This window comes from Roseovarius sp. B-10, assembly GCF_056859295.1.
The window spans coordinates 78,606-94,600 of sequence record NZ_JBSXOE010000036.1; the positions used below are offsets into that span (position 1 = coordinate 78,606).

General features: G+C 66.6%; 13 protein-coding genes. All 13 read right to left on the reverse strand.

All coding sequences use genetic code 11. From position 1 onward, the window contains the following. Positions 1-1,116, reverse strand: coding sequence for a flagellar basal body P-ring protein FlgI (locus tag AC13D8_RS13780; RefSeq protein ID WP_482969296.1), 1,116 nt, complete (start codon positions 1,114-1,116; stop codon positions 1-3). Continuing rightward, positions 1,113-2,123: a flagellin gene (locus AC13D8_RS13785; RefSeq protein WP_482969297.1), complete on the reverse strand. Its 1,011-nt coding sequence runs from the start codon at positions 2,121-2,123 to the stop codon at positions 1,113-1,115. Before AC13D8_RS13785 ends, AC13D8_RS13780 begins: the two co-directional genes overlap by 4 nt. 1 nt (position 2,124) lies before the next feature. Next, complete coding sequence (gene flgK / locus AC13D8_RS13790; RefSeq protein WP_482969298.1) at positions 2,125-3,546, reverse strand: flagellar hook-associated protein FlgK; 1,422 nt, start codon at positions 3,544-3,546, stop codon at positions 2,125-2,127. Between the two features lie 30 nt (positions 3,547-3,576). Next, positions 3,577-4,878 carry a flagellar hook protein FlgE gene (locus AC13D8_RS13795; RefSeq protein WP_482969299.1) on the reverse strand — a complete coding sequence of 434 codons (1,302 nt, stop codon included), beginning with the start codon at positions 4,876-4,878 and terminating at the stop codon, positions 3,577-3,579. A 91-nt stretch (positions 4,879-4,969) separates the two neighbouring features. After that, positions 4,970-5,821, reverse strand: a complete 852-nt coding sequence (locus AC13D8_RS13800) for a flagellar motor protein MotB (RefSeq protein ID WP_482969300.1) — start codon at positions 5,819-5,821, stop codon at positions 4,970-4,972. 82 nt (positions 5,822-5,903) lie between these two features. Further along, positions 5,904-7,304, reverse strand: coding sequence for a TRAP transporter large permease (locus tag AC13D8_RS13805; protein ID WP_482969301.1), 1,401 nt, complete (start codon positions 7,302-7,304; stop codon positions 5,904-5,906). A 12-nt stretch (positions 7,305-7,316) separates the two neighbouring features. Next, positions 7,317-7,949 (reverse strand): TRAP transporter small permease subunit, encoded by a 633-nt coding sequence (locus tag AC13D8_RS13810; protein ID WP_482969302.1) that lies wholly within the window; start codon positions 7,947-7,949, stop codon positions 7,317-7,319. Between the two features lie 74 nt (positions 7,950-8,023). Next, positions 8,024-9,043 (reverse strand): C4-dicarboxylate TRAP transporter substrate-binding protein, encoded by a 1,020-nt coding sequence (locus tag AC13D8_RS13815; protein ID WP_482969303.1) that lies wholly within the window; start codon positions 9,041-9,043, stop codon positions 8,024-8,026. 120 nt (positions 9,044-9,163) lie between these two features. Then, entirely contained in the window at positions 9,164-10,504 is a 1,341-nt protein-coding gene (locus AC13D8_RS13820) for a sigma-54-dependent transcriptional regulator (protein WP_482969304.1), read from the reverse strand. Beyond that, on the reverse strand, positions 10,501-12,234 hold the full coding sequence (locus AC13D8_RS13825; protein ID WP_482969305.1) for a sensor histidine kinase: 1,734 nt from the start codon (positions 12,232-12,234) through the stop codon (positions 10,501-10,503). The genes AC13D8_RS13820 and AC13D8_RS13825 overlap by 4 nt, the downstream gene beginning before the upstream one ends. A gap of 10 nt (positions 12,235-12,244) precedes the next feature. Then, complete coding sequence (locus tag AC13D8_RS13830; RefSeq protein WP_482969306.1) at positions 12,245-13,750, reverse strand: heme biosynthesis HemY N-terminal domain-containing protein; 1,506 nt, start codon at positions 13,748-13,750, stop codon at positions 12,245-12,247. A 19-nt stretch (positions 13,751-13,769) separates the two neighbouring features. After that, entirely contained in the window at positions 13,770-15,161 is a 1,392-nt protein-coding gene (locus AC13D8_RS13835; RefSeq protein ID WP_482969307.1) for a COG4223 family protein, read from the reverse strand. A gap of 48 nt (positions 15,162-15,209) precedes the next feature. Then, positions 15,210-15,941: a uroporphyrinogen-III synthase gene (locus AC13D8_RS13840; protein ID WP_482969308.1), complete on the reverse strand. Its 732-nt coding sequence runs from the start codon at positions 15,939-15,941 to the stop codon at positions 15,210-15,212. Positions 15,942-15,995 lie beyond the last annotated feature (54 nt).

Below are 15,995 nucleotides of genomic sequence, written 5' to 3' on the forward strand. Positions count from 1 at the left end.
TCAGCGAACGATGAACTCGGCGTGCAGGGCGCCAGCGGCCTTTATGCTTTTGAGAATATCGATCATGTCGCGCGGCGCGACGCCGAGCGCGTTCAGCCCGGCGATCACCTCGGCGAGCGAGGTGCCCTCGGGCACCTCCGCCAGGCCGATGCCCGGCTCTTCGTCGATCTCGGCCTCGGTGCGCGGCACAACCACCGTCTCGCCCCGTGCAAACGGGTTGGGCTGGATGGCGAGCGGGGTCTCCTGGATGCGCAGGGTCAGGTTGCCCTGCGAGACCGCGACGCGAGAGATTCGCACATCCTGTCCCATCACGATGGTGCCCGATCTCTGGTCGACCACGACCCGTGCCTTGCGCTGCGGCTCGACCATCAGATTCTCTACCCGACCGAGCGCGTGTGCGGGCGAGCGCGCGCGCATCTCCGTGATATCGAGCCGCACGGTGCCAGAATCGAGCATCAGCGCCACAGGCCGGCCCACGACTCCGTTGATCGCGCGCTCGATTCGGGCCGCGGTGGTAAAATCCGGCTCGCGCAGCGCGAGCCGCAGGCTTTCCAACCCTGCGAAATCGAAATCCACCTCGCGCTCGACCCGAGCCCCGGAAGGGATGGTTCCCGATGTCGGCACGCCCTGCACAACGCTACCCGCCTCGCCCTCGGCAGACGCTCCACCGGCGATGATCGTGCCCTGTGCCACGGCATAGATCTGGCCGTCCGCGGCGTTGAGCGGCGTCATTACCAGCGTGCCGCCCAGCAGGCTCTTGGCATCGCCGATGGCCGAAACCGTCACGTCGATCTGACTACCTGCTCGGGCAAACGGTGGCAGCGCCGCGGTGACGAGCACGGCGGCGACATTCTTGGGGCGGAACTGCTCGCCTGTGACGTTGATCCCGAGCCGCTCGAGAATGTTGGACATGAGCTCCTCGGTGAAGGGCGAGTTGCGCAGGCCGTCGCCGCTTCCGTTGAGCCCGACGACAAGCCCGTAGCCAAGCAGATCGTTGCCGCGTACCCCGTCGAACTCCACAAGGTCTTTGATCCGGACCGTACCGGCGCCGGCGGCATGGACTGTCGTGAGGCACATCAGCAACAAGGCCAGGATCGTGCGCAACGGCGGCGTCATGACAGGAAACTCGCGAGATTGAGGCGCGCGGTGCGCGCTGTGATGGTATAGAGTGTCTCCAGTTGGGACTGCACCTGTTCGAGTGCCGTCGCGCTCTCGAAGATATCCACCGAGACGAGATCGTTGCGCGCTATCCCAAGGCTTGTGATCTCGGCGTCGATCCGGCTCCGGGCCTGCGCGATCCGCTCCTCGGCAAAACCGAGCTGCGCGCGCAGCCGCGTTACCCCGTCCTGCCCGGAGAGAAGCCCCGTCCCCATGTCGCGGACAAGGGCGGCGCGGTCTTCGTGGCCAAGCGCGAGAGCCGGGTCGTCGAGAAGTGATAGCATCGCCGCCTGCTTGATCTGGCCTCGCAATGCGGCATCGTCTGCGTGGATGCGCAGCGCGACGGTCTCTCCCGCACCGAGCGCAAAAGCCGCCGCCGGCGCCTGTCCACCACGATAAACCACCGTGGAAAACCCGCCGCCCGGTGCATCGAAGAAGGCATCAAGCTCGCTCCGCAATGTGGTTGCGTCTGGGGCTGCCGTCAGCACCGTGTGCAGTTCCTGCAAAAGCGTGTCGGTATCGGCGAGTGGCGAGCGATCAGCCAGGTCGCCGCCGAACAGGGCGCGGCCCGCCGAGGTGGTGTTGAGCGCCCCGATCATCGTCGACAGGGCGGCGCGCGCCCCCTGTGCGAGGACGGTAGATTGTATCGCTCCGCCGACCGAATCGGCTGTGAGTGCCGCTTGGGCAAGCGCCTCGCCGCTCTCCGCTACGCGACCGAGCGCCGTCTGCATGATTTCCGCATCCACCGAAGCGATTCGCGCCACGTCCCGATGCGCATCCGCCAGGGTGAGCGCCCGCTCGACATCCGCCAGAGGGACAAGATTGCCGGACAGGTGCCTCGCGGTGTCCGTGGTGCGGCCCGTCGACACCTCGCGGGTCAGGCGGGTCGTCTCGCGGGCAAGATGTGCGCCCTGCTGTCGCAAAACGAAGCCTTGGGCGAGATCACCGATTGATTGCAGGGCCATGTCATATCCTCAGAAGGGTTTGCATCATGTCGTCGAGCGTCTGGATCATGCGGGCATTGGCCGAGAAGGCCTGCTCCACGAGCAACAGCCGCTGCAACTCTGCATCGCTATCCACGCCGCCGCGCAGTTCCAGCTCGCGCAGTTCTCCGGCCTGCCCGGAGGCAAAGCTTGTCGTATTCTCGGCCGTCAGCCGTGCCTGCGCGACCCGGCTCGAGAGCTGGGCGGCATGACCGGAGAGATCACGCTGCACCTCGCCCGGTGCCGGTGCCTGGCGCGCCGACAGCACATTGCCGAGCGCCGCGAGATACGGGGCGTCCGCCGGGGCCCCGGGGCTCACGGCATCCGGTCCGACGCGTAGCCGGAAGAGCGCGCCGCCACGCTCGGGATTGACCGCGGGGTTGATCGCGATCCGCCCGGCGAGCCCCGCCTCGGCCGCGGGGTCGAAGCGGGCTCCGGCATCGGTGAAGACCCCTGGTGATGGTGGCGGAGTGAGGCTCTCGACCCGCTCGACGAGGTCGCGGGCGAGCGCATCGAGCCCGCGTTGCGCGTCGAGCCCGAGCGCGTCGCGGTTGTCGATGAGCGCCGCAAGCCATCCGCCTGCGAGCGGGCCGCCCGTGCCGGTCGGCACCGGGTACCCGCCGATCTCGAGCCCGGAGAGGAGCCCGTTCTGCACCGTCATGTGCGCCGCCACCAGCGGTGTCGCCTCGAAGCCGATTTGCGCCGGGCGCCCGTCGAGCAGCAGCGCACCGCCGGTAGAAACCAGGGCGATCTCTCCTCGAGACCGCTCAAGTTGCCGGATGGGCACCAGTTCGGAGATCGAGTCGATCGCCTGCTGCCGTCGATCCTCGAGCGATGCCGTGTCGTGGCCCGAGGATCGCGCGACGACGATTTGCGTGTTGATCTCGGCCACCTGTGCAAGGCCGGTATTGAGCCGTTCGACGGCATCGGAGATATCGGCATCGGCCCGGCTGCGCAGGGTCTCGACCTGCCGTGCCGCGCCGTTCAGCGCCGCGCCGAGCGCCGTCGCTTCGTTCAGCACCGCGCCCAGCCGTGTATCGTCCTCGGGCCTGGACGAGGCCGAGACGATGGCCGCCTCGAAGGCGGCGAGCCGGTCCGCAATGCTGCCGCCCTCGCCCGGCAGACCCAGCGCACGCTCGACGGAGGCGGCAAAGCCAGCGCGCGTTTGTGCATCGGCCAGCGCGCTGTCGGCAAGTCGTCGATCTCCGAGAAGCACCGGATCGACGTGGCGCGTCACGCCAGTCACTTCCACACCGCCGCGTGTGCCCTGCGCCTGCAGGCCAAGCTCGCGCGGGGCATAACCGGGCGTGAGCGCATTCGCGAGATTGCCCGAGATCACGTCGGTCAACCGCGAGCTTGCGTTCAGCCCGCTCAGGGCACTGTTGAAGGCGGCGGATATGGACATCGGTCTGGTCCTTTACGCGAGGGTCGGCAATCAGCGGATGATGTTGGTCGTTTCCTGCAGCATCTCGTCGACGGTCTGGATCACGCGCGCATTGGAAGAATAGGAGCGCTGCGTCTGGATCATGTCAGTGAGTTCGCGCGCGACATCGGTGGCCGATCCCTGCCGGGAGAAGGAAATGAGATCGCCGGTGGGTCCATCGCCGGCATCCCAGAGAAAGAAGCTGCCGCTGTCGAGGGAGGGCCGGTAGGTCTGGCGATCGAGGGCCACCATCCCATTCGGATTGGGCAGGTCGACGAGCGGAACCTGGAAGATCGCTCGTGTCACACCGGTGTCGAACGTGGCGTGGACAAACCCGTTGCCATCCACCTCGATGGACACCATGTTCCCGACGGGTGAGCCGTCCTTGGAAATGGAGAGCGGAGCGAAGCTGTCGGAGAGCTGTGTGAGTCCTTCGGTCGTGCCCGGGCGACCGATGCTGATCTCGATCGGCCCCCCGTCGACAGTTGCGATCAGGCTGCCCGTGGCCGGATCGTAAGCCCCGCCGCTGATAGTGGTCACGTCGAGCAGGGTGCCGCCCGCGGCTCGCGAATCGGCGAATTCGAGCTCGTACTCGCCGATGACGGCATTGCCGCTCGCCGAGTCTCTGAGGGTCATGGTCCAGATATTGGACGTGCCGTTTGCCGGAATCTGCGGTGTGAAGGACGCTTGGATAGTTTCCGACCGGCCAAGATTATCGAAATACTCGATCGACAGTTGCTGCGGGGCGCCATCGGCCTCCGCGTTGGTTTCGGTCGCCGGAAGATTGACACCGAGGGTGATTGCCGTTGTCGGTTCGCTGGTCAGTTGGTTGGCATTGATCTGGACCGGAACCAGACCTTCGCTGGTGTCCCGCGGGAAAGAGGGAATCGAGCCATCGGGACTGGCGGGCCAACCAAGGAGCGTCAGGCCAGACGCCGTGACGAGCCGTCCCTCGGCATCGGTGCGAAACGATCCGGTCGTCGTAAGGAGCATCTGCGGCGTGCCGTTCGAGACCGCGACTTCGCTGCTCGACGCAACGGGTATGAAGCCGCGCCCGCGCACCGCGAGATCGGTGGGGTTGTCGGTTGTGACGAGCGAGCCGCCCTGGTCGATGAGCCGTTCCGTTGTCGCGCGCACGCCGCCCGCCGCGTAATTCCCGCCGTTGCCACTGACGACAAGCGAGTCAAAACTCGTCTCGACGCGGCGATAGCCGAAGGTCGAGGCATTGGCGATATTGTCGGAGATCGCCGCCAGGCGGGATGCGTTGGCACTGAGCCCCGCGACGCCGGCATTCAGGGAAGAGGAAATTGTCATGGGTACGCCTTTCAACTGGATCGAGCATCGTCTCGACACAGTCATAGGCGCGTTGCCTTAACATGGCGCTAATCGCTAAAATCAAGTGTTTTTAGAGAGATCGCAGGAAAGTCACCTCCAGGCGGTTGTTGCGCGGCGACATGGGATCCGCCGTTGCCGGAGAGCGGTCGGCATGGCCGGTGAGCCGACGCATGCGTGCGCGCGCGATCCCCGAATCCTCAAGCAGAATCCGCGTCCGGTTAGCGCGTGCCGCCGACAGGTCCCAGACCGGGTTGTCGACAAGGGTGACAGGCCGCGCGCGGGTATGTCCGGCGATGGCGATGTCGTTGACAATCGGAGTGGCTACCGTTGCGATGACTCGTGCGATCTCGCGCAAGGTGTCGGTCGGCTCACTTTGATCAGACACGAAAAGCGTCGCGTCGCCCACGTCGAATATCTCGATGATGAGCCCCTCGTCGGTGACCCGGGTCACGATGTGGCGGAGCACGTCATCGGAGGCGAGGCTCTCGCCGCTGCGGCCCCGGAGACGGTCGTCGATTTCGGAGAATGCGGCGGCGTCCGCTTCGGTTAACCTGACACTCGCCCCGTCGCTCATCACGCCGGTATCGCCGCGGGCCTGGTGGCTTTCGGTACTATGCTGATTCTCCGCGCCGGTTCCGCTCTGGGCCAGGCTCTGTTCAGAGAAGACGGTATCGCCACCGAACGCGCCGCTGCCACCGCCGGATACCCGGTTTATCGGAACGGTCGGGCTAAAGTAGTCGGCGATGCCCTTGCGTTGTTTTTCGGTTGTCGCGCCAAGAAGCCACATCAGCAGGAAGAACGCCATCATCGCGGTGACGAAGTCGGCATATGCCACCTTCCAGGCACCCCCATGATGCCCGCCGCCACTCACGACCTTCTTCCGTTTGATGATGACCGGCGCCGCATTGCTGCGCGCGTCCATAACTCACCACCTGTTTCACACCCGGAACAAGGCGTAGCACATGACCGTTTAACGGGCTGTTAATTCGCCAAGTTTTACCGGTTCAGGCCAGCCCTGGCAGCCACAGCACGATCGCCGGGAACGCGACCAGAAGCGCGATAGTGACAGCGTCGGCGACAAAGAACGGTGTGACGCCGCGAAACACGTCCTGCACGCTCAGGTCGGGCCGCACGCCGGCCACCACGAAACAGTTGAGGCCGATGGGCGGGGTGATGAGGCAGAATTCGGCCATCTTCACGACGAGGATGCCGAACCAGACCGCGCACATCGGCCCCGACATGCCGAAGGTGCTGTCCGCGGCAGAGACCATCGCCCCGCCGTTGAGCGCCATCACCGCCGGGTAGACCACCGGCAACGTCAGCAGCAGCATGCCGATTGCATCCATGAACATGCCCAGCACCGCATAGGCGAGCAGGATGCAGATCAGGATCAGCATCGGCGACAGGGCGAGAGAGGTGATCCAGTCGGCGAAGGCCGACGGCAGATCGGCGAAGCCGAGAAAGCGCACATAGATCAGCACCCCCCAGATGATGGTGAAGATCATCACCGAGAGCTTGGCTGTCTCCAGCAGCGCATCCTTCAACTCCGCCCAGCGCATCCCGCGATAAACCGCCATGAGGAACACGACAAAGGCCCCGATCGCACCGCCCTCGGTGGGCGTGCCCCAGGCATCGCCGCCGAACGGGTTGTAGACGAAGAAGATGATCGTCACGACGACGAAGACGATGGGCAGGGCAGGTGGCAGCGAGGCAAAGCGCTCGCGCCAGGTAAAGCCGCTCACCGGGGGGCCGAACCCCTTGATCGTCAGCGCCAGCCCGATGATGAGAAACGCATAGACAAAGGCCGAAAAGACACCGGGAATGAAGCCCGCGAGCAAGAGCTTGCCCACGTCCTGCTCGACGATGATCGCGTAGATCACCAGGAGCGCCGATGGCGGTATGAGGCTCGCCAGGGTTCCGCCCGCCGCCACGACGCCAGCGGCAAAGCGCTTGTCATAGCCGATCTTGAGCATCTCGGGGATGGCGATCCGGGCAAACACCGCCGCCGTCGCCACGCTCGCGCCTGACACGGCGGCAAACCCCGCGGTAGCGAACACGGTCGAGACCGCGAGGCCCCCCGGCACCCAGGCGATCCAGCGCTTCGCTGCCTCGAAGAGCGCCTTGGTGAGCCCCGCGTAATAGGCAAGGTATCCGATCAGGATAAAGGTCGGGATCAGGCTCAGCGCCTGGCTGGACACCTTGGAATGCGGCACCTGACCCGCGGTCTTGACCGCGACTGTCAGCGCCCAGATGAATTCGTCGCCAGCATAGCCCTTCTTGGACCAGAATATCCAGATTAGCCCCAGCATCCCGGCCAGCGCGGCGGCAAATGCTACGCGCATGCCGAGGATGACGACGACCAGCATCAGGCCGGTCACGGCAAGTCCGATCTCGATGGGCTCCATCAGGCGGGTTCCTTATTCGTCATGGCCGCTGACATGCGCGGCCTCGCGCGCGGCCTGTGTCGCCACGTCCTCGATCAGCGGTACGGCGACCGGGCGCTCCGCTCCGGTGACGAGCGCGCGCGCGAACCCCCAGACCTGAAGTGCCAGCCGCAGCGACAGAACGCCAAAGGCAATCGGCGCGAGAATCTTGGCGGGCCAGATCGGCAGGGCGATGTCGATCGTGCTGTCGCGGCTCCACAGTGGCGCGTCCCAGTCGAAACTGCGCTCGAAATGCGCCCAGCTTCCCCAGACCAGCAGCAGCATCAGCAGCAGGACCGCCAGCGTCGTGATCAACTCGATCAGCCATAGCGCGCGGCCCTGAAACAGACCGACGAAGATATCCATGCGGATATGGCCGCCGTCGCGCTGTGTGTAGGCCACGCCCATAAAGGCGATGAGCGGCATGATCTGTTCGATCCAGTCCACGTAGCCGGGCAGAGGTTGATTGAAGAAATTGCGCCCCCCCACGGACACCACCGCCAGCACCATGAGCGAGAACACCGCGATCCCGCTCAGCAGAGCGAGTTGCCGCTCGACCCGGTAGAGTCCAAGATCAAGCCTGCTTAGCGTGCTGTCGTCCGACAGCACAGAGGCCACACCCGCCATCGCTCGTCTCCCCCGCTATCCCTGCATGAATCGGCCCGCTGCGGTTCTTGCGCAGCGGGCCAGAGAGGTCAGGCTCAGGAGCCACCCTTCAGCTCGGCCAGCTTGTCGGTGGCGAAGTCATAGAGATCCTGCGCGGGCAGGCCGCGGTTTCCCATGTCCTCGATCCACGCCGCCGCGGCGGGGCCAGCCACGGCCTCTTCGAACGCCTTGAGTGACGCCTCGTCGAAGCTGATGACCTCGATCCCGCGCTCTTCGAGCGCCGGGCCCCAGGCTTCCATCGTGTTGTTCGTGTAGTTGTCGACATAGTGGTCGAGCGCTTCGTCGATCGAGCCCAACAGCGCCTCGCGATGCTCGTCAGACAAACCTTCGAGCGCATCGGTATTGGCCACGACCGGGCAATTAACCGTGCCGGGGTTGAGGTTCGCGGTCCACCAGTCGCCGTTCTCGATGGTGCCGAAGGCCATGTGCGCGTGCGGGGCAAAGGCCACGGCCTTGACCACGCCACTGTCCATCGCCTGCCGCACCTCGGTTGCGGTCATCGAGGTGGGCACCGCGCCTACGGCCTCCATCGCCGCACCGATCCCGCCGGTGGCGCGCACGCTCAGCCCCTCGAAATCATCAAGGCTGCGGGGGGCGTCGCCCATGCCCACGAGGTTGTATTGCGGCATCGGCGAAGGCATCAGCAGCGTCGCGTTCCAGCGCGCGAGATCGGCCTCGACTGCCGGGTGATCGTAGAGCGCCATCGACAGCTTGCGCTCCTGCTCCAGCGTCTCGACGCCCAGAAAAGGCAGCTCCAGCACGGTGATAGACGGGTTCTTGTCGCGGTGATAGCCGGCACAGAACTGCGCCATCTCGAACGCCCCGATGGAGATACCGTCGAGGTTCTCGCGGTTGTTGCTGAGGCCGCCATAGCTGATGTTGAGGGTGAAATCGCCGTCGGTCTTGGCGCTCACAAGCTCGGCCAGCTTCTCGACATGCTCGGTGAATGCGCGGCGCTTGCCCCAGAGCGAAACATTCCACTCGGTTGCCATCGCCTCACCGGCAAAGGCAAGGCTGATTGCAGCCACGGCGGTATAGCTGAGATATTTCTGCATGGTTTTCCTCCCAGATTTCATGCGTCATGATGGCCGCTACCTTGGGACATGCCCGTCCCGATGGCTATGAAGAAAACCGCGCATGCCCCGGCAGCCGCCCTGCGGATATCCGCAAGGTGACTACAGCAGCGCCTCCTTGTCCAGTCCCAGCTTGACGATCTTCTCGTTGAGGGTGCGTCGCCCGATGCCGAGCGTTTCCGCCACCGCGTCCATCCGGCCCTCGTGTGCGGTGATCGCCTTGGCGATCAACTCGCGCTCAAACGCTGCGACGGCGGCGCGCAGCGTGTCAGGCACATCGTCGCTCACCGAATCGCGCCGCAGTGCCTGCGCGACCGAACCTCCGCCGCGCCGCGCCATGAGCACCCGGCGCTCGCAGACATTGCGCAGTTCGCGCACATTGCCCGGCCAGTCATGAGCCAGCAGCGCGGCGCTGTCCTCGGGCGTCAGGTCGGGCACGCGGGTCTCGTAGACGCGGGCGAACTCGTCAAGGAACCGCGCCGCCAGCAGCATCACGTCATCCCGCCGCTGCCGCAGCGTGGGCAGGGTGATCACCGTGGTATTGAGCCGATAGAGCAGATCGGCACGCAGCCGCCCTTCGCGCTCCGCCTCTTCGGCGTCCTCGTTGGTCGCCGAGATCACCCGGAACGACAGCGGCACTGGCGTCTCCGCCCCCAGCGGCAGAACCTGCTTGTCCTCGATCACCCGCAACAGCTTGGCCTGCACCGGCATCGGGCAGGTGCAGATTTCATCCAGGAACAGCGTGCCGCCATCCGCACCCTGCAACCGTCCTTTGGCTCCGCCCCCGGTGCCGAACATCTCGGCCTCGAAGCCCTCAACCGCGAGCGCGGCGCAGTTGAGCGCCACGAATGGCCCCGTCGCATCCGCGCCCAGATCGTGCAGCGCCCGCGCCACCAGTTCCTTGCCGGTGCCGGTCTCGCCCTGCAACATCACCGCCGCGCCGCTCTGCGACAGGTCCAGAACGTCCTCGCGCAGGGCAACGGTCTCGGGCGTCTGCCCGAGCAGCACCCGGTCCAGCCCCGATAGTTGCATCAGCCGCGTCTTGAGCCGCGCATTGGTGCGGCGCATCGCGTGCTGATCGGCGGCATGGCGCAGGATGTTGAGCAAGCGGCGCGGCTCATAGGGCTTTTCGACGAAACTATAGGCGCCGCGCTGCATCGCATCGACGGCCATCGCGATATCGCCATGCGCCGAAATCAGCACCAGCGGCGGCGCGAGATCGCGGTCCAGGCTGTCCAGAAGCTGGAGCCCCGACATGCCCGGCATCCGCACATCCGACAGGATCACATCCGGCTGAAACTCCGCCAACCGCTCGATCAGACGCTCGGCACGCGGCATTGCCTCCACCTGCCAGCCCGACGCATCGAGCAGGTCGACCAGCGACAGGCGCATTGCGCGGTCATCCTCGACAACGAGGATGCGGGGAATCGCCGGGCCGCTCACGCCGCGCTCGCTCCGGCGTCGTCGCGTTCCAGCGGGATGTCGATGCAGAACACCGCGCCGCCGCCTTCGGCGTCGCGGGCGCTGATCCGCCCCTCATGCGCGCGAACAATATTGGCCGAGATGGCAAGCCCGAGCCCCATGCCGCGCCCGCTTTCGCGGGTCGTGACAAACGGCTCCTGCAAGTCCTCGAGCCGCGCCTGTCCCAGCCCGTGGCCGGTATCGCGCACCTCGACCCGACCCGCGCCGTCGCGCAGCGCGACCCGCACCTCGATCCTTCGCACGTCGCGATCTTCGACCGCGTCGATAGCGTTACGCAGCACGTTGGTCAGCACCTGTTCGATCCGAAGCTGATTGCCGCGCACCGTCACCGGTTGATCAGGGGCGGTCACCGATACCGTGGCCGCGACCCGTGCGATATTGGGTTCCACCAGCGCCAGCGCTGCTTGCACCGCGGCGAACAGGTCGACCGGGCCGAATTCCTCGCGGTCATTGCGGGCAAAGAACTTGAGCTGCCGGGTAATCCCCTCCATCCGATCAACGATAGCGGCGATCCGCGGTGCGAGCCGCCCCTCGCTCTGCCCCCCGATCTCCGCCGCCGTCAGATGATTGCGCATTGCCGCGATTGGCTGCCCAAGCTCATGCGTGACAGAGGCGGCCAACTGTCCCAGCGCTGCCAGACGGCTTGCGCGCTCAAGCTCGTCCTGCGTCCGCGCCAGCCGCCGTTCGGCTGCGCGGCGTTCCTCGATCTCGACTGCCAGCCGTTCGTTGGCCTCGCGAAGCTGTGCCTCCTCCGCCTCGGACCGGCGCAGTGCCGCCCCGATCCGCCGCGTGCGCCGCACCTGCGACGCAAGCAACCCACCTCCGGCCAGTGTCGTCACGATCCCGGCCAGAAGCCAGCTTCGCGTGACAGCGGCGCTGTCATCGGCAAAGTAGTGCAGAACCCATCCATGCGGGGTCAACATGCCGGAGAGGTGCAGCCGCTCCGCCCCTCCGATCACGGCGCGCCTATTGTCTGCGGGCCGCCAGTCGAGCGGTGCGAGCGCCTGCCCCGGAAATTGCCGGTCCTGCGCGATCCGCGCGCGCTGTTCCGTATCCAGCGTGCCGAGCGCGCGATACCGCCAGCCGGGATCGGAGGACAACAGAACCACGCCGTCGCGGTTGGCGAGCAATACCTGCTCTCCCGCCGCGCGCCACGTCTCCTCCAGATCGGTAAGGTCAAGCTTGATCGCGATCACGCCCAGAGTCTCTCCGCCGGGTCCGCGTACCGGATCTGCAATGAAATAACCCGGCAGGCCGGTCGTCGCCCCGATCCCGTAGAACCGTCCCTGTCCACCGGCGAGCGCGGTCTGGAAATAGGGCCGGAATGCGTAATCTTGGCCCACAAAGCTTTCCGGTGTCCCGGCATTGGAGGCGGCGATGGTCACGCCGTCGGGGCGCATGAGATAGATCGCGTCGAGCCCCGATTCCGCGGCAAAGGCCGCAAGCCTGCGGTCAAGCACATCCGTTGCGCGCCCGGCGGCGGTGTCCATCACATGCCGGTCCCGCGCCAACACATAGGTCAGGTGCGAAAACCGCTCGATCTCCGATATCACCATGCTGCGATAGAGCGACAGGCGGCCCTCCGCCTTGGCCTGTTCTTCCGAGCGGAAGAAGCCGAGCGAGATCAGAAATACGCCAAGAATGACGCCCAGTGCCGTCAGAACGACCAGAGCCCGGAGTGTCAGGCGCATCGCGAAGCCGTCACCGCCGCTCCCCGGCCGGTTCCGCTTCATCCGTCCCGGGGGCGTCCTCGACGATCTCGGCATCGGGCACCGTCTCGTCCTCTTCGGCGGTGTCCTCAGTGGCGGTGTCCTCTTCCGCCGGCTCTTCGACCGGACCGATCAGCAGCGGCAGCATCTCCAGCCCGGTGGGCGTGCTCACCGCCGTATCGGGCGGCGCACGCCAGCTCAGCGTATCGAATGAATGACAGTTCTCGCAGACGGGCTGCCACTCGGCATGGATGTGCTGGCAGTTGTCGCAGCACCATTGCGGGCCGCGCGGCGCGCCCAGCGCCCGCGCCAGCCAGCCCTTGACCACGGCATCCGACGCACCCTCGCCGCGCTCGATCGCCGCCATGATCGTCAGCACGCGGGCGTCCGGCTCCACCTCCGCGAGGTCGCCGAGCGCGCGCCGCGCCGCCGGGAAATCCTCTGCCGCGAGGCACAGTTCCGCCTCCAGAAGCCGCGTCTCGCGGTCGTCAGGATGCACCTTGAGCAGCTTGGCGAAGCGCTTGAGCCGCGCCTGCGGCGTCTCGTCCGGCTCGATCGACGCGAAGGCGGCGGCGAGGTCGGGATGCGGCCGCATCAGCCAGGCCTTGTTGATGACGCGCACGGCGGCGCGCTTCTTGCCCGCCTCGACATAGCCGCGCGCGGCCAGTACGGCAGCCGGGACGAGGTCGGGTGACATCCGGTTGGCCTCTATCGCCGCCTCGCGCGCCTCGATTGTCTTGCCTTGGTCCAGCACGTCGCGTGCCTCCGACAGCGCCAGAACGGCATCGCGCCGCTTGTGCACGTCGCGCGGCAGTGCGCCGTATTTGAGCTTGGCACCCAGCGTGGCGCGCGCGCCCTTCCAGTCGCTCTTGTCGGCCTGAAGCTGCAACAGCGTGTCCTGTATCTCGACCTGCCGGGGCTTGAGCGCGAACGCGGTCTTGGCCAGCTTGAGCGCGGCGTCGGTCTCACCGGCCTCCAGCTTTTGCCGCAGGATGCCGCGCACCCCAACGAAGCGGGTTTTCTCGTTGGTGAGCAGGCGTTTGAACGCCGCTTCGGCCTTTGCCTTGTCGCCCGCCATCTCCGCGCCCTGAGCGGTGATGAGATCGGTGAGCGCGGGTTTGTGCAGAAATTTCTCTGCCTTGGCTGCCTGCAGGACGGCCTTGTCACCCTCGCCCGAGGCAAGCGCCAGCACGCCCTCGCCCAACGCGCGATAGCCCTTTTCCTGACGGTTGCGATCGAAATAGCGAGACAGCGCTGTCTCGTCGCCGTTGATAAAGCGCAGCACCGCCACCAGCATCCCTGCCAGCTTCATCAGCAGCCAGATCGCAAACACCAGGATGCCCAGCGCGATCACCGCCTTGATGGGCGTGAGGTTGACCTCGATCCCGGCCATGACGATGCGCACGCCGCCTTCGAGTTCGAGCAGGTAGGACGCCCCGAAGGTGATGGCCCCGACAAGGGCGATGAACACTGCAACCTTCACGATGGACCAAAGCATCAGACCCGCCCTTTCAAACTCAATTCAGTTCCGCCGACAGCGCCTCGGCGGCGGCCAGTGCGTCGCGTCGCGCGGCGGCATTGGCCGCCCAGCCGGACATGGCGGCGCGCGCGTCCTTCGGCAAGGTCTCGATCTCGGCCAGCGCATCGCCGGTCCGCCCCTCTGCCAGCGCGGCTTCGGCGCGCGACAGGATGGCGTCCGGTCCATCGCCCTCGCGCGGCTTGAGCGACCGGATACCGAGCTGCGCGCGCAGGAAATCGCCGACCGACGCGCCGTCGCCGGTATCCGAGGCGCGCGCCGTCGCCAGCGCCGCGCGCGCAGCCTCGGGGAAGCTCTCGACAAGCTGCGCCCGGGTCGGCACGCCGGTCTCGGCCACCTCGGCGAGTGCATCGGGCACCGTGGCCCCCGTGTCGCGCAGATCGGTGAGCGCGGTGTCGAAGGCGTCGCCGGTGTCAAGCGCAGTCATCACCCGAGTGAGCGCCGCACGCTGCAGTGTCGCGCGGGCACTGTCGCGGGCCGCCTGCTCCTCGGCCTCTAGCGTCGCCCGCAAGTCCTCGATCTCGGCGCTTTGCGCGGCGAGGCTGTCGCGCAGTTCGTCGAGCGCCGCGTCGGTGGCGGCGGTATCCAGGGCCTCGGGCACCTGCGGAACCTCGAGGTTCGAGAGCTGAACCTCCAGGTTCGCGACCCGTTCGGCCAAGGATGTCACGGTCTCGCTCAGCCCGGACAGCTCGTCGGAGGGATCTGCCGGCTCCGGCAACCCGTCGATCCGTGCCCCGAGATCGGAAATCCGCTGTGCCTGCGCGTCGAGCCGCGTCTCGATCCCGTCATCGGCGGGCGTGGGTGCGGGTGCGGCCTCCTGCCCGACCGGCAGGTGAGGGTAGATATAAGGGGCCGCCGCCACGCCGATCCCCGCTGCCGCGACCCCGCCGATCAACATCGACCAAAACCCGCCCTGCCGCACCGTGACCTGCTCGGTACGCACCACGGGTGTGGGTTCTTCATTATGCTCAGGGGACGGTGGGCCGGTCTCTTCTGCCGGGTGTTCTCCGTCCTCGCCTTGCGGGGTTTCACCCGTTTCGTCCGATGGGGACGTGGAGGTCTCGCCCTCCGGCGTCGCGGCGTCGTCTGCGGGCTCTGCGTCAGGTGTGGCTCCGCCCTCGGTCACCTCGCTTTCCGTTTCCTGTGCCTCTTCAGCTTCGGGGGAGTCCTGCTCAGGCGCGTCAGTGGCGGAGGTATCCTCGACCGTGTCCTCGCCCGCCTTGGAAAGGGCGGCATCCGATGCAGTGTCGGGCGCTTGCGTTTCGGTGGTCTCGGGCGTGTCTTGCGCCGCGGCGGAGGGGGCGGTCACATCCTCGGCTGCGCCTTCGGGCGCGTCGGGTTTGTCCGTCTCGGACTTCTTCTTTCTTGCCACGGCACGCCACCTTCTCGAATCTTGTCACGCTCGACTGTCAACCTGACCTTACTGTGCCCCCTTGTGGCTCTCAACCCGCTTGGCGTGTTTCGCCAGATCGTTCAGCACGATGCGCAATGCGCGGGCATCCGGCGTGCGGGCCACGGCCACGCGATGTGCAACGCCGTCGGGGACGCGTGCGGCCACGTTGCGGCTGATCGCCGCGACGAAGAGCGGTGCGCGCGGGGTGCCCGCCACGTCAAAGAAGAGCACGGCGCTGCGCGGCGACATCAGGGGAAGGATCACGGGGGCGTCACCCTCCAGCATGGTGCGGGCGGCGTCGCTCAGCGGCAGCGCCTGTTGGTCATAGACCACCGCCTCACGCGCGGCGTGGCCCGCCTGCCGCAGCGCGCCGACGATATCGGCGGCTACATGCGCGCCGCGCGCGTGCAGGAACGGCCCCGCCACCCCTTCGTCGGCGAGAAGGTAGAGCAGGGCCTCGGCATCCTCGGCCACCGCGATCACTGAAATGCCTCGCTGCCTCGCCTCCTCTGCCGTGGCCTCGCCCACGATGCAGGCGGGCAGGTCGCGCCGGGGCGACAGGCGGCAAAATCCCTCGACCCCGTGCCGCGAGGTGAAGATGAGCACCTCGCCGGGGGCAAGCGCGGGAAGAGTGCCGTCATAAGTGATGTGCATGAGTGGCGAGACGAGCACCTCTGCCCCCGGAAACGCTGCCCGCAATTCCCCCGCGAAGCGGGTCGCGGCGGGTTCGGGCCGGGTGATGAGCAGGCGCAGGGGCATGATCGCTCCGCAGTTGTTAGCCTCCTGATAAGGTGTTACCTGCCGCAGACGCGC